This window comes from Serratia sp. BIGb0234 (genome assembly GCF_024809915.1).
Lineage (GTDB): Bacteria > Pseudomonadota > Gammaproteobacteria > Enterobacterales > Enterobacteriaceae > Serratia > Serratia liquefaciens.
This window is the reverse complement of record NZ_JANUEI010000001.1, coordinates 737207-758782: the sequence shown is the minus strand read 5'-3', so window position 1 is coordinate 758782 and position 21576 is coordinate 737207. Positions and strand designations below refer to the sequence as shown.

Genomic DNA, 21576 nt, shown 5'->3' with positions numbered 1-21576 from the left:
CGCACGGGGATAAGGGTGATTACGCTTTCGAAAATTTACGTTCATCCGGTGAAATCGCTTCGTGGTTTGCAGCTTTCGCACGCGCAGGCTTCCAGCAGTGGATTGGCTTTCGACCGTACCTTTATGATCACCGAACCGGATGGCACCTTTATTACCGCGCGCCAATATCCGCAAATGGTGATGTTCACCCCGGCTCTGCTGCCCGATGGGCTATTCCTGACCGCGCCGGACGGAGAAAGCGCCGCCATCCGCTTCAGCGATTTCGCCCCTAAGGCGCAACCGACCGAAGTTTGGGGCAATCATTTCACCGCCCTGATTGCGCCGGCAGCGATTAACAGCTGGCTGAGCGGTTATTTCCAGCGTGAAGTGCAGCTGCGTTGGCTTGGCCCCGAGCTGACCCGCCGCGTGAAAAAACACCCGGAAATCCCCCTTTCTTTCGCCGACGGCTATCCTTATTTGCTGATCAACGAAGCCTCATTCAACGATTTGCAGCAGCGTTGCCCCGGCAGCATCAAGCTTGAGCAGTTCCGCCCCAATCTGGTGGTCACCGGCGCGAATGCCTGGGCCGAGGATGGTTGGCAGGTGATCCGCGTCGGTGACGTGATGTTTGATCTGGTCAAACCCTGTAGCCGCTGCGTGTTGACCACCGTCAGCACCGAACGTGGGCGCAAGCACCCAAGCGGCGAACCACTGAGCACTCTGCAGAAATTCCGCACGGCTGATAACGGCGATATCGATTTTGGCCAGAATATGGTGGCGCGCAGCAGCGGTATTATCCGCGTCGGCGATAGAGTAGAAGTGTTATCCACCAAGCCGCCACGCCCGTATGGCGCTGGAAAAGTGGTTGAGAGCGTGCAGGCACCGCAGGACAGTGAACATAGCGTCACTATCGAATACGCGGGAACGGTGTTTACCGGCAATAATCAGCAGATCTTACTGGAGCAGTTGGAACAGCAAGGGCTCCGCGTGCCTTATTCATGCCGTGCGGGAATTTGCGGAAGTTGTCGCATCACCTTGGTCAGTGGCGAAGTGGCGCCGCTGAAGAAAAGTGCGGTAGCCAACAATGGCACCATCCTTTGCTGCAGCTGTATTCCAAAAAGCGATTTGACGCTGGCGTAATCGCCGTTATACCGCCCTGTCGTAAGCCGGGGCGGAGGTTTCATCTTGCGCGCAGGGTTTAAGGCGATCGTGCATCACTTTGATGGCGTCACCCAGAACCATAGTGCGACCAGCGACGGAGAGTTGGTTTTGCGCCAGCAGGCATAGGCTGGCGTTATCACCGGCTTCCACCACCAGCAGACGCGCTTCAACGCCGCTCTCCATCACCTTCACCGCCGCTAATTCGCCATTTTTCGGCTGCAACGGGTAATGCTGCTGCGAGAAATGCCAGCTTTTCGGCATCAGCGGTTTCAGGAAGCGATAGGCCACCAGGGCATTTAATACCAGTTCGGCGCGTTGTTCATGGCTGAGCTTTATCTGTTTGCACTGCTCTTCATAATTAAAATAAAGCGCCGCGTCATCCACACAGAAAGAACACTCATCAAAGGCATCCGGCGTTAACATTTTGGCAGGAAAACGCGAGCGGAAGATCATCCCATTGGCTAAATCCAGCATTAGCCGATCGTGTTCGGCGTCAAAATACCAACGCCAATTATCGTCAGGTTTTATCTTCATGTCTTATCCTTCTCGCTGCCCATGCCACGCCGTATTTACCCTAAAAGGTGATTTTATCACCACTCAAGTCGCTTAAACATCGGATAATTCCGCGAACGATATTTATGCTAGTGGACAAAATATAGACGAGCCGGGGGAAGAAATAAACCCCCGGCTGAAAATGAAAGGAAAAATATTAGATGTAGTTAACGATATCTTTAATCAGGCGCGGACCTTTGAAGATAAATCCGGAATAAATTTGTACCAGCGAAGCACCGGCCGCCATTTTTTCCCGTGCGGCCATCAGGGAATCAATTCCGCCAACGCCGATAATCGGTAAACGCCCTTGCAGCTCTAGCGACAAACGACGGATCACTTCGGTGCTGCTCGCCTGCAGCGGACGACCACTCAGGCCCCCCATTTGCTCGCAATAATTCAGCCCCTGGATCAATTTACGATCCAGCGTGGTATTGGTCGCGATCACACCATCAATATTATGGCGCACCAAACTGTCGGCTATTTGGATCAATTCTTCTTCTGAAAGATCCGGTGCGATCTTTACCGCCACCGGCACATATTTGTGATGGCGCGCATGCAATTCCTGCTGCTTATTTTTAATGGCGGCCAAAAGATCGTCTAACGCTTCGCCGTACTGTAAGGATCGTAACCCCGGCGTATTGGGTGACGAAATGTTAATCGCGATATAACCGGCATACGGATAAACTTTATCCATACAGATCAGATAATCGTCTTTTCCTTGCTCGACCGGGGTATCTTTATTCTTACCGATATTAATCCCCAGAATACCGCCGAAATGGGATTTCTTAACGTTTTCAACCAGATTATCCACGCCCTGGTTATTAAAGCCCATTCGGTTGATCAGGCCTTCCGCTTCCACGATGCGGAACAGACGCGGTTTATCATTGCCCGACTGCGGGCGTGGCGTCACGGTGCCAACTTCGACAAAGCCAAAGCCCATGGCACCAAATGCGTCGATGCACTCGCCGTCTTTATCCAGGCCGGCGGCCAAACCCAAAGGATTTTTAAAAGAGAGCCCCATGCAGCTTACTGGCTTGGTCGGCACAGACTGGCGAATAACAAATTCTAACGGGGTGCCGGTGACGCGGCGGAGCTGATGAAAAGTCAATTCATGCGCACGCTCGGGATCGAGCTGGAACAACGCTTTTCTGATGAGGGGGTAGTACATGTACTCTCCTGATTTCCCGGTTGCAAACCGGGGGCGTATTATCCGGTATCCCTTGGCCAATTGGAATTGATTAAAAGCAAAAAAAGCGTTTTTAACGCAATCGTTTCCCCTGACGGGGAGCCAATGCCCCGCCAATCCGCATTTACGCATATCAAAATCAAAAAATGAGATTTAAGTAACCCGCCCCTTTGCTGATAGGTTTAAAACACTTCTCGACGATTTTTTAATTAAACCTAACTTTTAGTTATAAGGAGTGGTAATGCGCGTTATATCACTGTCCGGCAGCCCTCGCATCCCATCACGTTCAGCGGCCCTGCTTTCCTTGAGTAAGAATTGGTTGCAGCAGCAAGGCGTAGAAGTGATCTCCTACACCCTGCACGACTTTGACGCAGAAGACTTGCTGTACGCCAATTTCAATAGCCCGGCGATAAAAGCCTTTACCGAGCAACTGGCTTTGGCCGACGGCCTGTTGGTCTCTACGCCGGTGTATAAGGCCTCGTTTTCCGGTGCGCTGAAAACCCTGCTGGATCTGCTGCCTGAGCGAGCGCTTGACCATAAGGTGGTGTTACCCCTGGCTACCGGCGGTTCTATTGGTCATATGTTGGCAGTGGACTATGCCCTCAAACCGGTGTTGGCGGCATTGAAAGCTCAGGAAGTGCTGCACGGGGTGTTCGCCGACGACAGCCAGGTGGTGTTGAGCGGTGAAGATATCACGCTGTCCGACGGGCTGGCATCGCGGTTGGAAGAAGCTCTGGAAAGCTTCTACCTGGCACTCGGTCGCCGTAAACCGCCCCAGGTAAAACTCTCCCCGTCTCTGTTTGCACGTCAAACTGCCTGACAGCACGCTCTATATAAGGAAAGAGAATGACGCGACTTTCATCACTTGGCCGTTGGCTTGGCACTGGCGCTTTGGCCGGCATCATCTCACTGGCGTGGATCAATTCCGCCAGCGCACAGGATCCGGCGCAGTTTCGTATCGGTTATCAAAAAGGATCGGTCAGTCTGGTATTGGCAAAATCCCACCGCCTGCTGGAACAGCGTTTCCCCACTACCAAAATCAGTTGGATCGAATTCCCTGCAGGCCCGCAGATGCTTGAGGCGTTGAACGTCGGCAGTATCGATCTGGGCAGCACCGGCGATATTCCGCCGATCTTTGCCCAGGCCGCCGGGGCGGATCTGCTGTATGTCGGCGTAGAGCCACCTAAACCCAAGGCGGAAGTGATCCTGGTGCCGGAAAATAGCCCGATCAAAACCGTCGCTGATTTGAAAGGCCACAAAGTCGCCTTCCAGAAAGGCTCCAGTTCCCACAACCTGCTGCTGCGTTCGCTGCAAAAAGCCGGACTGAAATTCACCGATATCCAACCGGTATACCTGACGCCGGCAGATGCCCGCGCCGCATTCCAGCAGGGCAACGTCGATGCCTGGACCATCTGGGACCCGTACTATTCCGCAGCCTTGTTGCAGGGCGGCGTGCGGGTGCTGGGTGATGGCACCGATTTGAATCAAACCGGCTCCTTCTATCTGGCGGTGCGCACTTATACCGAAGCTAACGGGCCGTTTATTCAGCAGGTGCTCGATGAGTTGACCAAAGCGGATGCACTGACCCAAAGCGACCGGGCGCAAAGCGTCACGCTGCTGGCGAACGCCATGGGGCTGCCGGAAAAAGTGATCTCGTCTTATTTGGATCACCGCCCACCGACCGCCATCAAACCGCTGGACGCACGCACCATTGCCGCCCAGCAGCAAACCGCCGATCTGTTTTACGCCAACCGTCTGGTGCCCGTGAAGGTCGATATCTCGCAACGCATCTGGCGCCCTAGCGCACAATAATTTTGGAGAATAGACGATGAGCCTGAACGTATTCTGGTTTTTACCAACCCATGGCGACGGCCACTATCTCGGCAGCACCGAAGGCGCGCGCAGCGTCGATTACGGCTATTTGCAGCAAATTGCCCAAGCGGCCGATCGGCTGGGGTTCGGCGGCGTGTTGATCCCCACCGGCCGTTCTTGTGAAGACTCCTGGCTCGTGGCCGCATCGCTGATCCCGGTCACTCAGCGGCTGAAGTTCCTGGTGGCTTTGCGCCCCGGCATAATTTCGCCCACCCTGGCGGCTCGCCAGGCGGCGACGCTGGATCGTCTTTCCAATGGTCGAGCGTTGTTCAACCTGGTTACCGGCGGCGATCCCGAGGAGCTGGCGGCGGAAGGGCTGCATCTGAATCACGAAGAACGTTACGAGGCTTCGGCAGAGTTCACCCACGTTTGGCGAAAGGTGCTGGAAGGGGAAACCGTCGATTTCGATGGCAAGCATATTCAGGTAAAGGGGGCAAAGCTGCTGTACCCGCCGGTGCAACAACCACGTCCGCCGCTGTATTTCGGCGGATCCTCTGCCGCTGCGCAGGATCTGGCCGCCGAACAGGTTGAAATGTACCTCACCTGGGGAGAACCCCCGGCGCAGGTGAAAGAAAAAATTGCCGAGGTCCGCGCCAAAGCAGCGGCCAAAGGTCGCAAGGTGCGCTTCGGCATTCGCCTGCACGTGATCGTGCGTGAAACTACCGAAGAAGCCTGGCGTGCAGCAGACCGACTGATTGCCAATCTGGATGAAAAAACCATCGCCGATGCACAAAAGGCATTTGCCCGCTTTGACTCTGTAGGGCAACGACGCATGGCAGCGCTGCACGGCGGCAAAAAAGACAATCTGGAGATCAGCCCCAATCTGTGGGCCGGGGTGGGTTTGGTCCGTGGCGGGGCCGGTACTGCCCTGGTCGGCGACGGACCGACGGTGGCGGCGCGCATGCAGGAATATGCCGATCTGGGCATCGATACCTTTATCCTGTCCGGCTACCCGCATCTGGAAGAGGCCTATCGCGTCGGCGAACTGCTGTTCCCTCATCTTGACCTGGTGGAAAACCAAATCCCCACGCAGCGCAAACCGGTCAAGGCCCAGGGAGAAGTGGTGGCCAATATCTATATTCCGCAAAAAGCGTCGCAAAGCTGAGGAGCCCCCTTATGGCTAAGGGTACACAACGCATATTGCACCGGCTGGCCCCCTGGGCATTGCCGGTAGCGCTGGTGGTTATCTGGCAAATCTCCGTCGAGGCGGGGTGGCTGTCGAACCGTATTCTGCCGGCACCTAGCGCGGTCGTCACCGCCTTCTGGACGCTAACTAAAAGCGGCGAGTTGTGGCAACACCTGACGATCAGCAGTTGGCGCGCACTGATCGGTTTTAGCATCGGCGGCAGCATTGGGCTGGTGCTGGGCTTTATCACCGGTCTGTCGCGTTGGGGCGAGCGCCTGTTGGACAGCTCCGTGCAGATGATCCGCAACGTGCCGCATCTGGCGCTGATCCCGCTGGTGATCCTGTGGTTCGGCATCGATGAATCCGCCAAGATTTTTCTGGTGGCGTTAGGCACGCTGTTCCCCATTTATTTGAATACCTATCACGGTATCAAGAATATCGATCACGGCCTGCTTGAAATGGCGCGCAGCTACGGCCTGAGCGGTTTCCAGCTCTTTGCCCAGGTGGTTTTGCCGGGCGCTCTGCCGTCGATTATGGTCGGCGTGCGTTTCGCCTTGGGCTTTATGTGGCTGACGCTGATCGTGGCCGAAACCATTTCCGCCAATTCGGGTATCGGTTATCTGGCGATGAACGCACGTGAATTCTTGCAGACCGACGTGGTGGTGGTGGCGATTGTGCTTTATGCCCTGCTCGGCAAGCTGGCGGACGTCAGCGCACAGTTGCTGGAACGCGTCTGGTTGCGCTGGCACCCGGCCTATCAACTGAAACAAGGAGAGGCGCTATGACGACTCCCGCTCGAATTCCCCAAGGGACGCCGGTCACGCTGGAGTCCATTGCCAAGCGCTACGGTAACCGCACCGTGCTGGACAATATTCAATTGCGCATCAGCGCGGGACAGTTTGTCGCCGTGGTCGGCCGCAGTGGCTGCGGTAAAAGCACGCTGCTGCGTCTGATGGCAGGACTGGAAAAAGCCACCAGCGGCGCTTTGCTGAGCGGGAATGCGCCCCTTGCCAGCGCCAGAGACGATACCCGCTTAATGTTTCAGGACGCCCGCCTGCTACCGTGGAAAAAGGTGATCGACAATGTGGGCCTTGGCCTGCGCGGTAACTGGCGTGCCGATGCGTTGCAAGCGCTGGAAGCCGTCGGGCTGGCCGACCGCGCCAACGAGTGGCCAGCGGCCTTGTCCGGAGGACAAAAACAACGAGTGGCTCTGGCACGTGCGCTGATCCACCGTCCACGCCTGTTGCTGTTGGACGAACCTTTGGGGGCGCTCGACGCCTTGACGCGGATTGAAATGCAGGGATTGATTGAAGGGTTGTGGCAACAGCACGGTTTCACCGTATTGCTGGTGACGCATGACGTCAGTGAAGCCATTGCGCTGGCGGATCGCGTGATTTTGATTGAAGAAGGCCGTATCGGTTTGGATCTGACCGTCGACCTGCCGCGCCCACGGCGCAAAGGGTCGGTCAAACTGGCAGAGCTGGAAGCCGAGGTGCTGGACAGAGTATTGTCTCCGCCCTCCCCCTTAAGTCAGGCCACACGCCGCGCAGCAAATTAAAAAAGGGACGGCATGCCGTCCCTTCTTAGACTTACGCGTCGAGCGCCTTGGTGATTTTCTCGAACAGGTCGCCGGACAAATTCTCCAGTCCTTTCAACTGTTCAAGCGCTTTGCGCATTAATGCCTGACGTGAAGCATCGTAGCGTTTCAAGCGGATCAAAGGTTCGATCAGGCGAGCAGCAATCTGCGGGTTGCGCTGATTCAAATCGCTGAGGATTTCCACCAGGAACTGATAGCCACTGCCGTCCGCCGCATGGAACGCCGCCGGGTTGGCAGAAGCAAAGCCTCCAATCAATGAGCGTGTGCGGTTTGGATTGCTCAGGCTGAATGAACGGTGTTTCAGCAACCCACGCACTTTGGTCAGCACGTCCGCCGCCGGGCTGGTCGCCTGCAGCACAAACCACTTGTCCATCACCAGACCATCCTGGTGCCAGCGTTCGTCAAAGGCCGCCAGCAGCGCGTCGCGGCAAGGCAATTGCGCCGCCACCGCAGCGGCCAGTGCCGCTAGCGAATCGGTCATATTATCCGCCTGGCGATACTGCTCCGTCACCAATCGGTCGGCCAGCGCTTCATCGCCAAAGGCCAGGTAACCCAGGCACACGTTGCGCAGCGCACGTTTCGCGATGTCAGCATGTTCAACCCGGTAGCCGTCGGTCTTGTTAGCGTGATAAACCGCCAGCCACTCATCGGCCATTTCCTTCGCCAGACAGCGGACGATCGCTTCGTGCACCACGGCGATCGCTTCAGGATCGATAGTGGCAAACAGCTCGGCAATTTCACTTTCTGAAGGCAACGTCAGGATCTGTGCAGCCAACGCCGGATCCAACTTCTCGTCCAACAATACGGCGCGGAACGCATCAACAACGTGCAGCGGCAGCGACAACGGCTGTTGTTGCTGATGTTTGGCCACGTTCAGTTTGATGTAGGTCGCCAGCAGGCTCTGTGCCGCATCCCAACGGGCAAACTCATTGCGAGCATGCTGCATCAGGAAGGTCAATTGCTGATCGCTGTACGGATAATCCAGTTTAACCGGTGCAGAGAACTCACGTAGCAGGGACGGTACCGGCTTGTGCGCCACGCCATCAAACACGAAGGTCTGTTCCGCTTCGGTGACGTTAAGCACGTTATTGATCGGCGAGCCGTTTCTCTGCAGGGCAATCACGTTACCTTGTGCATCGTACAGTTCAATATCCAGCGGGATGTGCAGCGGCAGTTTTTCCGGCTGATCGGCGGTCGGCGCGGTTTTCTGGCTGACGTGCAGACGGTACTGGTGGTGCTCGGCGTCGTATTCATCACGAACCGTCAGTAACGGCGTACCAGACTGGCTGTACCAGCGGCGGAACAGCGACAGGTCAACGTTGGACGCATCTTCCATCGCCTGAACGAAATCGTCACAGGTCGCCGCACTGCCGTCATGACGCTCGAAGTACAGCTGAATCCCCTTCTGGAACTGTTCTTCTCCCAGCAGCGTATGCATCATGCGGATCACTTCAGAACCTTTCTCGTACACCGTCAGGGTGTAAAAGTTGTTCATTTCGATCACTTTGTCCGGACGAATAGCATGCGCCATTGGGCTGGCATCTTCGGCGAACTGCGCACCGCGCATAACGCGCACGTTATCGATACGGTTGACCGGACGTGAGCCCAAATCGGAGCTGAACTCCTGATCGCGGAATACCGTCAGCCCTTCCTTCAGGCTGAGCTGGAACCAGTCACGACAGGTCACGCGGTTGCCGGTCCAGTTGTGGAAATATTCGTGGCCGATCACCGCCTCGATATTCAGGTAATCCTTGTCGGTGGCGGTTTCGGCTTTCGCCAGCACGTATTTGGAGTTAAAAATATTTAACCCTTTGTTCTCCATCGCGCCCATGTTGAAGAAGTCGACCGCGACGATCATATAAATGTCGAGATCGTACTCCAGGCCAAAACGGGTTTCGTCCCATTTCATCGAGTTCTTCAGCGAGGTCATTGCCCAATCGGCGCGATCCAGGTTGCCGCGGTCAACGAACAGCTCCAGCGCCACTTCGCGACCGGAACGGGTGGTAAAGCTGTCGCGCAGCACGTCGAAATCACCCGCCACCAGCGCAAACAGATAACAGGGTTTTGGGAAAGGATCTTGCCATTGCACCCAGTGACGCCCATCTTCCAGTTCGCCCTGCCCCACGCGGTTGCCGTTTGACAACAGAAACGGGTAACGCGCCTTGTCGGCCACGATGCGAGTGGTAAACCGCGCCAGCACGTCCGGGCGGTCGAGATAATAAGTAATGTGGCGGAAGCCTTCAGCTTCACATTGGGTACACAGCGCTTCGCCGGACAGATACAGTCCTTCCAGCGCGGTGTTTTTGGCCGGGTGGATATCATTGACAATAGTCATGGTAAATTGTGCTGGCAATTGCTCGATAACCAGTTTGTTATCCTGCAACTGATAGGCTGTCCACGGCTGACCGTCGATCTCAATACTCACCAGCGTCAGGTCTTCACCGTTCAGCATCAGCGCCGCATCGGCAGCGCCCTGGCGTTTGATTTTGCTGACGGCAGTGACGCGAGTGCTCTCTGCATCCAACTCAAAATTCAGGTCAATATCAGTGATGGTGTAATCTGGCGCGCGATAATCGTGGCGATACTTCGCCTGTGGCTGTTGTGTCATAAAAACCCTTTGACGTCTCAGTGAGTTACAGGTGCCAGGCTTTCATCATTCGCCTATTTCGCCGTCGGAAAAGAGCAGAAATTTCGATGAGCCTGATTGTAAATAAACTGTATCACAGCTACAAAAAAAACCCAGAGAGACCAGGCCACAGGAGCGGAGAAATCGGAGGTGGATCGTAATCCTGTCGAAGAATTGCCCACGCCATCAGGTTCCTTCACCTGATGCGGCATCAAAATCAGCATTAAATGCTAAAGATACCCTGCGAGGCTGCGCGTTTTCCAGATGAGAACATCGGCGTCAAAAGTGCGAACTTACCCTATCTCACGGGGTAGCCTTCCCTGCTAAACGGCACTTTGCAGGCAATCTTCCCTTATTGGGTATAGCCAAGACAGGCCGGGAGACTCAGTGATATAATTAGCGGATCGGGCTCAAGGACGCGTAGTGCATATGAAAGTAAAATATCTGATCTATTTTTTTACCTTTGCCCTGATGTCCTCATTTGCCCTGTTTATTTCCGATGAGTTGTCGGAAGCTGACACCGAGTATCGCGACAACCAACTCAATCTATACAAAATTACCCGAGCCAAAGAGATTTCAGAGGCTTTTCAGGCCACACTATTGGCACATCGCCTTAAACGTTTAAGCCTGATCGACCCACGTATCACTCCACATCAGTGGCAAGACGCCGATCGCGTAGCGCGGGAGAAAATCGCCCACTTTCGACCGCACATCGACAGCGAAATCTCGCAACGGCTCGGCATCAGGCAAAAAATTGCCGCGCTTTCCATGCTCAGTCTGATGGAACAATTGCTCAATAATGACAACCTGCAGCTTTCGCAGGTGACCGAAGCCAATGCCAATCTGTTCAATATCAATAGCGCTTACTATATTTCCCAGGCCAGTAAAAGTTACTACCGCTATAGCTACGATAACCGCATGGTCGATGGCGATTCATTTATGTTTCTTGAGGCAGTGCGATTAAATAACCGGCTGAACATGTCGGTGACCGAACTCATCGATCAGATTATTGACGTCAATACTAATCGACTGGCGCGCAAAGACGCTTATCTGAAAGCAATTCAGCTCACCGGCGTATTGAATGCGTTGAGCACTCGGCTGATTTTTATGAAACTTACCTATAACGACGTGAAAACTACTGCACTGGTGAATGAGATCCTGGGGCAGCTGTCAGCTCAGCAGATCAAGATCATTACCGAGGGATTATATACCGCCGTAAACACGCATACCGCCTACCCTACAGACGCTATTTATCCCTATGTTAAAAACCTGAGTGAGCTGTCACAACGGCTCTATCAGCGCAGTTTCGAAATGGAGACCGCCGCCTCGCAGAGCAAGATTTATGACAGCCAAACCGCCATTGACGGCATGATTTCGCTGGCGGGTCTGATTGCGCTATTTATCTTCCTGCCTACGCTGGTTTACTGTTCAAATATCAGCCGCTGGCTGACGAAAACGCATAATAATATTTTGCGCTTGTCCCACGGCGATATGAATATCGCTCGCAACGAAGTGTTCTACGGCCAGGAGTTGATAGCCATCAGCGACGCTATCAAACAGCTTAAACAGTACCAGTTGGAAAAGGTAACGCTGGAAAATGAGAAACACCTGCTGATTAAAGAGCTGGAAGCCTCCTCCTATCTCGATCCTCTCACCAATATCTATAACCGGCGCAAATTCTTCCTGGAGTGCGAATCGCTGGCTGCCGGCAGCTACCCACTCGCTTTTTGTCTGATCGACATTGATAATTTCAAAAGCCTCAATGACACCTACGGCCATCACGTAGGCGACCTGGTGCTGGTGGCATTTGGCAAGCTGCTGCAAAGCACCTTCCGCTCCAGCGACATTTTCTGTCGCTACGGTGGTGAAGAATTTGCCGTGATCCTCGGTAACTGTACGCTGGAAAATGCGCAGGAAGTGATGTCCAAGCTACGCGAGCGTACGCACCAGTTCAGCCTGACACTAACCGATGGGCAAAACGTCCGCTTCACCACCAGTTGCGGCATTGCCCAGGTTCGCGATATCCGCTTGTTGCCGGCAGCAATCAAACAGGCGGATGAAGCGCTCTATTTTTGCAAGAAAAACGGCAAAGACCGGATAGGCATTCATACCCAGAACGGTTTTATCTGAATTGTTGTTTAAAATAATTAACATTATAATTTTTATGACTAATTAGGCTAAGTCATTCACCTTACAGACTTATCTGACTTTTCTGTCGGTATCCTGATGGCAAGCAGAGATAAAGGCACGTTTAATCCTCGACCGGCTCCGATGAATTGTGGTGTGATGCAGCTTCAATAACAGGATAATCCGGGTATACTCCCCCCACTTTTTTATGATTATCCGGATTTGGACACGCGCCTGACGAGGATGCAGTAACGCGATATGACTCAATACGCCTCCCCGATTTTGACATCACTGCTTGATACTGATGCTTATAAGCTTCATATGCAGCAAGCAGTGTTCCATCGCTATCCTGCTATCAGCGTGGCGGCGGAATTCCGCTGCCGCGGTGACGAGCTGCTTGGCGAATATGCCGACGAGATCCGTGCCCAGATCGCACTGATGAGCCAATTGGCGCTAACAGACGCTGAGTTCAACTATCTTTCCGGGCTGCCTTTCTTCCGCGAGGATTACCTGAACTGGCTGCGCGAGTTTCGTTACGATCCGCAACAGGTTCAGATCGAAGATCATGCGGGCAAATTGCACATCCGCATTGCCGGTCCCTGGCGTGAAGTGATCATGTGGGAAGTCCCACTGCTGGCAGTGATCAGTGAGGTGGTGCACCGTCACCGCTCCCCTGAAGTCACGCCTGAGATGGCCGTCGCTCATCTGCGCAGCAAACTCGAGCATTTTAAAGCCATGAGCGCTGACGTGGACATTTCTCGCTTCAAACTGATGGACTTCGGCACCCGCCGTCGTTTCTCGCAGAGTGTGCAGCAGGCGATTGTCAGCACCTTGAAAGACGAATTTCCTTATCTGGTCGGCACCAGCAACTACGATCTGGCCCACCAGCTTGCTCTGGCGCCCGTGGGTACTCAGGCTCATGAATGGTTCCAGGCGCACCAGCAAATCAGCCCGGTGTTGGCCAACAGTCAACGTGCAGCTTTGCAAGCCTGGCTGGATGAATATCCGGACCAGCTCGGCATCGCGCTGACCGACTGCATCACCATGGACGCCTTCCTGCGTGATTTCGGTCCGCAGTTCGCCCAGCGTTATCAGGGCCTGCGCCATGATTCGGGAGATCCGTTCGAATGGGGCGAGAAAGCCATTGCGCATTATCAGAAGCTGGGCATCGACCCGATGAGCAAAACGCTGGTGTTCTCCGACAATCTGGATCTGGATAAGGCGATGGCGCTGTATCGCCGTTTCTACCAACGCGTCAATCTGGTGTTCGGCATAGGTACGCGTCTGACCTGCGATATCCCGGGGGTTAAACCGCTGAACATCGTGATCAAGCTGGTCGAATGCAAAGGCAAGCCGGTGGCTAAACTGTCCGACAGCCCGGGCAAGACCATCTGCCAGGATCAGGCCTTTGTGAAAGCGTTACGCAAGGCCTTCGATTTACCGCTGGTGAAGAAAGCCAGCTAAGCCACACCGCCCTGCCAACGCCAAAAAGCCGGCTGAAGGCCTCACGCCGGCTTTTTTCTTCTTTATAAGAGACTTCGCCGTGCTCCCTTTTCGCCCAGAGCCAAGAAATGTTGCACCAATCCGGCGATTTCTGCTTGTGCTCTGCACCGCGGCAAGTAACATAGCAACATCCCCATATTCTTGGGTTGTAAGCTATTTCTAAACCAAATTATTAAGAGAGAAATCTATGAGCGTAGTGCCTGTAGTCGACGTACTGCAAGGCCGTGCTGCGGTTGACAGTGAAGTCACCGTGCGCGGTTGGGTGCGTACCCGGAGAGATTCTAAAGCTGGTATCTCCTTCCTGGCCGTCTATGACGGTTCCTGCTTTGATCCGTTACAGGCCGTCGTTAATAATTCTCTGCCGAATTATCAGGATGAAGTGCTGCATCTGACCACCGGCTGCTCGATTGAAGTGACCGGCAAAGTGGTCGCCTCTCCAGGCGAAGGTCAGAGTTTCGAACTGCAAGCGACTGAGATTAAAGTAGTCGGTTGGGTTGACGATCCGGACACGTACCCGATGGCGGCCAAACGCCACAGTATCGAATACCTGCGCGAAGTGGCGCACCTGCGCCCACGTACCAACCTGATCGGTGCCGTTGCCCGTGTTCGCCATACCCTGGCGCAGGCTATTCACCGCTTCTATCACGAGAATGGTTTCTTCTGGGTTTCCACCCCGCTGATCACCGCTTCCGATACCGAAGGCGCCGGCGAAATGTTCCGCGTTTCCACGCTGGATCTGGAAAACCTGCCGCGCACCGATAAAGGCGCTGTCGATTTCAGCCAGGACTTTTTCGGTAAAGAAGCGTTCCTGACCGTTTCCGGCCAGTTGAACGGCGAAACCTATGCCTGTGCGTTGTCGAAAATTTACACCTTCGGCCCGACTTTCCGCGCCGAAAACTCCAACACCAGCCGTCACCTGGCCGAGTTTTGGATGATCGAACCGGAAGTCGCCTTTGCTGACCTCGAGGATATCGCGGAACTGGCAGAGAAAATGCTGAAGTATGTGTTCCAGGCCGTCTTGAACGAGCGTATGGATGACATGCAGTTCTTCGCAGAACGCGTAGACAAAGATGCGATTGACCGCCTGAAGCGTTTTGTTTCTTCCGACTTCGCTCAGGTTGATTACACCGAAGCGGTGGAAATTCTGATCGCCTCTGGCCAGACTTTCGAGAACCCGGTTTCCTGGGGTATCGATCTGTCTTCCGAGCATGAGCGTTATCTGGCCGAGAAACACTTCAAAGCGCCGGTGGTGGTGAAAAACTACCCGAAAGACATCAAAGCTTTCTATATGCGTATGAACGACGACGGCAAAACCGTTGCGGCGATGGACGTGTTGGCTCCGGGCATCGGCGAGATCATCGGCGGTGCTCAGCGTGAAGAACGTCTGGACGTGCTGGATCAGCGTCTGGATGCCATGGGCCTGAATAAAGAAGATTATTGGTGGTATCGTGACCTGCGTCGTTACGGCACCGTGCCACACGCCGGCTTCGGTTTAGGTTTTGAGCGTTTAATCGCCTATGTCACCGGTGTGCAAAACGTGCGCGACGTAATTCCGTTCCCTCGCACACCACGTAATGCAACCTTTTAATTAATCAGATAATACATTTTCTAATTAATTTAGTTACAAAACCAAGGCCAGCTTAGCTGGCCTTTCGCATTTTTTAATATTGACGAGCGTCACAAAGTTCCGTGAATATTACATTTAGTTACAAATACTTTCTTTTTGAAACCTCATTAGGACATTGGTAGCATTTTCGTTCTAGATTAACCTGCCCGTGAATGGAACACTGCGTGCAGACACAGGACGACACCAATCTATCAACAATAGTTCCAAAAGAATTATTGGCGGCAGTGGCAAAGGTGTCCGAATAACACCAATGAGGGTAATATAATGATGAAGCGCAATATTCTTGCAGTGGTAATCCCAGCTCTGTTAGCCGCTGGTGCAGCTAACGCTGCTGAAATCTACAACAAAGACGGCAACAAACTGGATCTGTACGGTAAAGTTGACGGTCTGCACTACTTCTCAGACGACAAAGGCAATGATGGCGATCAGACCTATGTTCGTTTCGGCTTCAAAGGTGAAACCCAGATTACTGACCAACTGACCGGTTACGGCCAGTGGGAATACAACGTTCAGGCTAACCACTCTGAATCTCAAGGCACCGAAGGCACCAAGACTCGTCTGGGCTTCGCTGGTCTGAAATTTGCTGACTACGGTTCATTCGATTACGGCCGTAACTACGGCGTACTGTACGACGTAGAAGGCTGGACAGATATGCTGCCAGAGTTCGGTGGCGATACTTATACCTACACCGACAACTTCATGACTGGCCGTACCAACGGCGTTGCGACTTACCGTAACAACAACTTCTTCGGTCTGGTTGACGGTCTGAACTTCGCTGTTCAGTACCAAGGTAAAAACCAGAACGACGGCCGTGACGTTAAGAAACAAAACGGCGACGGCTGGGGCCTGTCTTCTACTTATGACATCGGCGAAGGCATCAGCGTAGGTGCAGCATACGCTTCTTCCAACCGTACCGATGATCAAAAACTGCGTTCTAACGAACGTGGCGACAAAGCTGATGCATGGACCGTTGGCGCGAAATACGACGCTAACAACGTTTACCTGGCAGCTATGTACGCAGAAACTCGTAACATGACTCCATTCGGCGGCGGCAACTTCAGCTCAACCTGTAATGCTTCTACCGATTGCGGCGGCTTCGCCAGCAAAACTCAGAACTTCGAAGTGACTGCACAGTACCAGTTCGACTTCGGTCTGCGTCCAGAAGTGTCTTACCTGCAGTCTAAAGGTAAAAACCTGAACGTCCCAGGCGTGGGTTCTGACCAGGATCTGGTTAAATATGTTTCTGTTGGTACCACTTACTACTTCAACAAAAACATGTCTACCTACGTTGATTACAAAATCAACCTGCTGGACGACAACGAGTTCACTAAAGCCACTGGCACCGCTACCGATGATATCGTAGGTGTTGGTCTGGTTTACCAGTTCTAAGTTGTCTCACTAGACGGCGGTTCACCGTCGGCTAAGTTAAAAAACAGGGCTTCGGCCCTGTTTTTGTTTTTGCGCTACGCGTAAATTTTTATCCTGCCAATGTCCCCTTCTTCCTCATTTTTTATGCTGAATCTGCGCCCTTCACAAGATCGCTGTGTTTTTCTCGCAAACGGTTGGCAAAGCGCATTACTGGCGCTACCCTGATGCTTCTGTCTGCTTAACTCCGAGCCATGGAAGCACCTGACATGTTTGAAAAAATCACTGCTGCACCTGCCGATCCGATTCTGGGTCTGACTGACATTTTCCGTGCCGACGCGCGCCCGAACAAAATCAATTTGGGCATTGGCGTCTACAAAGACGAAACCGGCAAAACGCCGGTGCTGACCAGCGTGAAAAAAGCTGAGCAGTATCTGCTGGAAAATGAAACCACCAAAAACTATCTCGGCATTGAGGGCATCCCCGCTTTCGCCAACTGCACGCAAGAGCTGCTGTTCGGCAAACAAAGCCCAATCATTGCCGACAAGCGTGCGCGCACCGCGCAAACGCCTGGTGGCACCGGCGGCCTGCGTGTGGCAGCTGACTTCATCGCCAACCAGACCAACGCTAAACGCATCTGGATCAGCAACCCAAGCTGGCCGAACCATAAAAACGTGTTTGGCGCCGTCGGCCTGGAAGTGCTGGAATATGCCTACTACGATGCGGCCAATCATGCGCTGGACTTCGATGGCCTGCTGAACAGCCTGAAACAGGCTCAGGCAGGCGATGTGGTCCTGTTCCATGGTTGCTGCCATAACCCAACCGGCATTGACCCTACGCCTGAGCAGTGGGCTCAGTTAGCCGAGCTGTCTGTGGCTAACGGCTGGCTGCCGCTGTTCGACTTTGCTTATCAGGGCTTCGCGAAAGGTCTGGAAGAAGATGCGCAGGGCCTGCGTATTTTCGCCGCCAAGCATCAGGAACTGATCGTAGCCAGCTCGTACTCGAAGAATTTCGGCCTATACAACGAACGCGTCGGCGCCTGTACTCTGGTGGCTGCAGATGCGGATACCGCTGACCGCGCCTTCAGCCAGGTGAAAGCCGCCATTCGCGCCAACTACTCCAACCCGCCGTCCCACGGTGCTGCGGTGGTTGCGACCATCCTGGGTGATAATGCGCTGCGCGCCCTGTGGGAGCAGGAGCTGACCGATATGCGTCAACGCATTCACCGCATGCGTCAGCTGTTCGTGAATACTCTGCAGGAGAAAGGCGCAGAGCAGGACTTCAGCTTTATCATTAATCAGAACGGCATGTTCTCGTTCAGCGGATTGACCAAAGAACAGGTGCTGCGCCTGCGTGACGAATTTGGCGTTTACGCCGTTAACTCCGGCCGGGTTAACGTCGCCGGCATGACGCCAGACAATATGGCGCCTCTGTGTGAAGCCATCGTCGCCGTGCTGTAAAGGTTGCGGTTTCAAATAAGCAAAAGGGGCGCTCAATGCGCCCCTTAGTTATTTCTGCCGGGAAATAACCTTACCAGATGGCCGGTTCTTCTCGCAGGAACGGATTGGTTTCACGCTCTTGACCGAAGGTAGACATCGGTCCGTGCCCCGGGATAAACGCCATGTCATCCCCCTGTGGCAGGAGCTTGGTGCGGATCGAGTTGATTAATGCCTGGTGATCGCCGCGTGGGAAGTCGCTGCGACCCACGCCACCGTTAAACAATACGTCACCCACCAGCGCCAACCGCGCCTGCTCATTAATAAACACGATATGGCCAGGAGTATGACCCGGGCAATGCAGCACCTTGAGCGTCATTTCACCCACCTGCACGCTGTCCCCTTCTTCCAGCCAGCGAGTTGGCGTCAGAGGCGCACACTCTTCCAGACCAAACATCCGGCTCTGTGCAGGCAAACCATCCAACCAGAAAGCATCTTCCTTGTCCGGACCGTAGATCGGTACCTGATAGTGTTCCGCCAGCTCAGCCGCTGCCCCTACGTGATCGAGATGGCCGTGCGTCAGCAGGATCTGCGTGACCGTCACGCCCTGCCTGGCAATTTCGGCCTTTAATTTCTCCGCTTCGCCGCCGGGATCGACCAACGCCGCCTGTTGGGTACTCTCACACCAGATCAGGCTGCAATTCTGACTAAAAGCGGTAACGGGAATAATTTGGTATTTCATAAGGCTCCAACGACAACAGCGCCATACCCTGACGGGCTGGCGCTACTCACTTATGGTGCACAGCGATTACCAGGTCCGCACCGGGCCGGTATCGATGTGTACAAAGTTGCTACGTGGGTAATATCCTACACCACCGGCGCTCATTTTTAACGCCGCTTTGCGGATATTGCTCAACTGGATGCCTTCGATATGGAAGTCCATCGCCTGGCCCTTGGTATGATAGCTGTGCTTGGCCACACCGCGGCTGCGCTCACGCAGCTCATTGTTGGTATCCAGGGAACGATAACCTGAAACCAACTGTACCGGTTTGTTGGTGCCCAACAGACCCTGCAGGCGATAGAGGTGATCAAATAGACGAGGATCGATCGACTTGACTTTATTGGCTCGATAATCACGGAAGAGATGATTAAGACGAACTAATTCGTCTTTATTATATCCCTTGCCGTCGAAGAATTCGGCTTTCAAGGATTCGCCCGTATGCATATTATTAACGACAAGAATACGCGGGCGCGAAGTAGAAAGACTGGCAAAGGCTTGCCCAGGGAGCAGCGCTATGCCCACAGCGGCGCTACCTAACGCCAGCCACTTACGGCGATGATGATCAATTTTGTCCATGTTTCTGTTAAACCCGGCAAGAATATCAAAATATATGCACAAAACAGCGCACTGCCTGAACCATAACCGCCCACACTGATTGAGTCAACCCGTGATATCCCGCGGTTTGCAGGCACTCACGGAATGAGTGCCTGCACCATGGCCCGATATTCTGACCGTTATTTATTTATAATTACTGCATTTATTGCATTAATTTTTCAGCCTGAGCCAAAATTTGTGCACCCGATCTCACCGTATCATCGTAATTGTAAATATCTGTACGGAATTGTGGCTTTCCATCATCAGAGACCCAGGCGGTTAAATAATACAATTTAACCGGAATATGCTGGCGGATATTTACGTAGGTGGTATTTCCCTGTTTTAGGGTGGAGGAAACACGGGTATTGTTCCAGCCCGCATCCTGCAACAGCATATTCGCCAAATCCGAAGCCTTGTTGACCCGCACGCAACCCGAGCTCAGGGCACGAATGTCTTTCTGGAACAGGTTATGGTTCGGCGTGTCGTGCAAATAGATGGCGTCCGAACTCGGCATGTTGAATTTAAAACGCCCCAGCGAGTTGGTCGCTCCCGGAGCCTGGCGGATCCGGTACGGGAAGTTACGGGCCGACACCATATTCCAGTCGATCATTGCCGGGTTGATCACCTCAGCATCGTTGCTCCAGCCGGAAAGCACGGTATAACCGTGTTTTTGGAAGTAGCTGCCGTCACGCATCGCCTTCGGCACAATGTCTTCGCGCACCAGCGTGGTCGGCACGTTCCACGGCGGGTTAACTACCACATTGTTCAGCGCACTGTTCATCAACGGCGTCTTGCGGCTGGGCCGCCCTACGATCACCCGTGACGAAAGCACCTCATTGCCGTTCAGGTAATAGGTCAACGAGTAGTTAGGAATGTTGACCATAATTCCGGTGTCAACGCGGCCGGGAAGAATGCGTAAACGCTGGATGTTCAGTGCCAACAGCGAAGCACGCATTTGCGGCGTCACGTTAAGCCATTCGCGGGTGCGTACGCCAATCACGCCATCAGCGCTCAACCCTTGCCATTTCTGGAAGCGTTTAACGCCCTCAACCAAATCGGCAGTATAGCGATTGTCCGTGACCGTGACCGGACTCTCCTGCTGCTGACTGAACGGCGATTGCGGTGACGGCGCCAAGTCTTTTACCGGCGCGGCGGCCGGGCTGACTACCGCACTCTGGACCTCACGATTTTTCTCTTCATCTACCGATAAGCCACCATCGTCTGGCTCATTGCGCGAACCGGTCAATACCGCAGGCGGCTCCTGCGCCTCTGCCGGCGCGGCAGAAGTGGTCAGCATACCGTTGCGCGCCAGGATCTCGCGCAAGGCAGGAATATCATCGCTCAGTTGATCGGGGCGCAAACTCGGGCCATTGGCCATCTGCGGCCATGGGCGTCCATCAGCCAGCATGTCGCGTAATGCCTGATGCATCTTGGCGTATTGCGGGTGCTGCGGTGCCAGCGAGTTGACATACGGCACCGTTTTACCCTGACGCACCGCCAACTGCCACTGGTTAATCACCGTATTCGGCGGCAAACCGAGCTTGTAGGGAATGTTGCTATACAGCCAGCTGTTGCCATTGGCACCGATCGACGAAACGAACTGCAAATAGCCCAACATCGCATCAGACAGTACGACATCGCGCGCTACACCGGTAATGGCTGGATTGGTCAGCAATTTCACCCATTGGGTGAACTGCGGCTGAACGCCAGACATCGCCAACTCGGCCAACTGCTGCTGAAATTGCTGTACCGCTTCGCGATCCTGCCACATCAGTTGCATCCGGTTCGCTGCGTACAAAGGAGCAAGCGTTGAAAGATAATGTGGCGTAATGCCCTTCGGCAACGCTGCGAGCAATTCCGAACGACTTTGCGCAACTGACATGCCGGAAGACGCCACCGGGAATGCAGGAACGGTTGCCCATACGGGTAGCGACGACGCAAGACCACATGCCATTGCACAACTCAACGCCAAACGTCGTACCTTGTTTCCATTTCTAAGCAACATCCATTGCCCCCTGTATGCTCACAAAAAATACAACCAAGA

17 protein-coding genes are annotated in these 21576 nt (G+C 54.0%); 11 read left to right on the top strand and 6 right to left on the bottom strand.

Annotated features, from left to right (window positions below):
* Window positions 1-15 precede the first annotated feature (15 nt).
* Complete coding sequence (locus tag M2407_RS03665) at window positions 16-1119, top strand: YcbX family protein (RefSeq protein WP_198639825.1); 1104 nt, start codon at window positions 16-18, stop codon at window positions 1117-1119.
* A gap of 6 nt (window positions 1120-1125) precedes the next feature.
* Here M2407_RS03665 and M2407_RS03660 read toward each other — a convergent pair whose 3' ends face one another.
* Together M2407_RS03660 and pyrD are read right to left on the bottom strand one after the other, a co-directional pair.
* The gene (locus M2407_RS03660) at window positions 1126-1674 is read right to left on the bottom strand and encodes a cell division protein ZapC (RefSeq protein ID WP_020826161.1); all 549 of its coding nucleotides are present in this window, start codon (window positions 1672-1674) and stop codon (window positions 1126-1128) included.
* 175 nt (window positions 1675-1849) lie between these two features.
* Entirely contained in the window at window positions 1850-2860 is a 1011-nt protein-coding gene (pyrD, locus tag M2407_RS03655; RefSeq protein WP_020826160.1) for a quinone-dependent dihydroorotate dehydrogenase, read from the bottom strand.
* 259 nt (window positions 2861-3119) lie between these two features.
* Between pyrD and ssuE the strand changes: the two genes are divergently transcribed.
* From ssuE to ssuB, 5 genes are read left to right on the top strand one after another with little or no spacing between them, the layout of a single operon-like run.
* Complete coding sequence (gene ssuE / locus M2407_RS03650; RefSeq protein WP_128864126.1) at window positions 3120-3698, top strand: NADPH-dependent FMN reductase; 579 nt, start codon at window positions 3120-3122, stop codon at window positions 3696-3698.
* Window positions 3699-3724: 26 nt separating this feature from the next.
* Complete coding sequence (locus tag M2407_RS03645) at window positions 3725-4690, top strand: sulfonate ABC transporter substrate-binding protein (RefSeq protein WP_020826158.1); 966 nt, start codon at window positions 3725-3727, stop codon at window positions 4688-4690.
* A gap of 16 nt (window positions 4691-4706) precedes the next feature.
* Complete coding sequence (gene ssuD / locus M2407_RS03640) at window positions 4707-5855, top strand: FMNH2-dependent alkanesulfonate monooxygenase (RefSeq protein ID WP_020826157.1); 1149 nt, start codon at window positions 4707-4709, stop codon at window positions 5853-5855.
* An 11-nt stretch (window positions 5856-5866) separates the two neighbouring features.
* Window positions 5867-6661, top strand: a complete 795-nt coding sequence (gene ssuC, locus M2407_RS03635; RefSeq protein ID WP_020826156.1) for an aliphatic sulfonate ABC transporter permease SsuC — start codon at window positions 5867-5869, stop codon at window positions 6659-6661.
* Window positions 6658-7434, top strand: coding sequence for an aliphatic sulfonates ABC transporter ATP-binding protein (ssuB, locus tag M2407_RS03630; RefSeq protein WP_020826155.1), 777 nt, complete (start codon window positions 6658-6660; stop codon window positions 7432-7434). Before ssuC ends, ssuB begins: the two co-directional genes overlap by 4 nt.
* Before the next feature lie 31 nt (window positions 7435-7465).
* Here ssuB and pepN read toward each other — a convergent pair whose 3' ends face one another.
* Window positions 7466-10081: an aminopeptidase N gene (pepN, locus tag M2407_RS03625; protein WP_259216758.1), complete on the bottom strand. Its 2616-nt coding sequence runs from the start codon at window positions 10079-10081 to the stop codon at window positions 7466-7468.
* Between the two features lie 447 nt (window positions 10082-10528).
* On the opposite strand from pepN, the gene M2407_RS03620 reads away from it, so the two are divergent.
* From M2407_RS03620 to M2407_RS03600, 5 genes are all read left to right on the top strand, one after another.
* On the top strand, window positions 10529-12229 hold the full coding sequence (locus M2407_RS03620; protein ID WP_128864124.1) for a GGDEF domain-containing protein: 1701 nt from the start codon (window positions 10529-10531) through the stop codon (window positions 12227-12229).
* Window positions 12230-12484: 255 nt separating this feature from the next.
* Window positions 12485-13690, top strand: coding sequence for a nicotinate phosphoribosyltransferase (gene pncB / locus M2407_RS03615; protein WP_020826152.1), 1206 nt, complete (start codon window positions 12485-12487; stop codon window positions 13688-13690).
* A gap of 226 nt (window positions 13691-13916) precedes the next feature.
* Window positions 13917-15317 (top strand): asparagine--tRNA ligase, encoded by a 1401-nt coding sequence (asnS, locus tag M2407_RS03610; RefSeq protein WP_020826151.1) that lies wholly within the window; start codon window positions 13917-13919, stop codon window positions 15315-15317.
* A 303-nt stretch (window positions 15318-15620) separates the two neighbouring features.
* Window positions 15621-16745: a porin OmpC gene (ompC, locus tag M2407_RS03605; protein ID WP_044549566.1), complete on the top strand. Its 1125-nt coding sequence runs from the start codon at window positions 15621-15623 to the stop codon at window positions 16743-16745.
* A 245-nt stretch (window positions 16746-16990) separates the two neighbouring features.
* Window positions 16991-18181 (top strand): amino acid aminotransferase, encoded by a 1191-nt coding sequence (locus tag M2407_RS03600; RefSeq protein ID WP_259216754.1) that lies wholly within the window; start codon window positions 16991-16993, stop codon window positions 18179-18181.
* A 70-nt stretch (window positions 18182-18251) separates the two neighbouring features.
* Here M2407_RS03600 and M2407_RS03595 read toward each other — a convergent pair whose 3' ends face one another.
* The 3 genes from M2407_RS03595 to ldtD form a co-directional block, all read right to left on the bottom strand.
* Window positions 18252-18899, bottom strand: coding sequence for an MBL fold metallo-hydrolase (locus tag M2407_RS03595; RefSeq protein WP_048761915.1), 648 nt, complete (start codon window positions 18897-18899; stop codon window positions 18252-18254).
* Window positions 18900-18965: 66 nt separating this feature from the next.
* On the bottom strand, window positions 18966-19514 hold the full coding sequence (locus M2407_RS03590) for a YcbK family protein (protein ID WP_020826147.1): 549 nt from the start codon (window positions 19512-19514) through the stop codon (window positions 18966-18968).
* A 181-nt stretch (window positions 19515-19695) separates the two neighbouring features.
* Window positions 19696-21537 (bottom strand): L,D-transpeptidase, encoded by a 1842-nt coding sequence (ldtD, locus tag M2407_RS03585; protein ID WP_142815550.1) that lies wholly within the window; start codon window positions 21535-21537, stop codon window positions 19696-19698.
* Window positions 21538-21576: the final 39 nt, after the last annotated feature.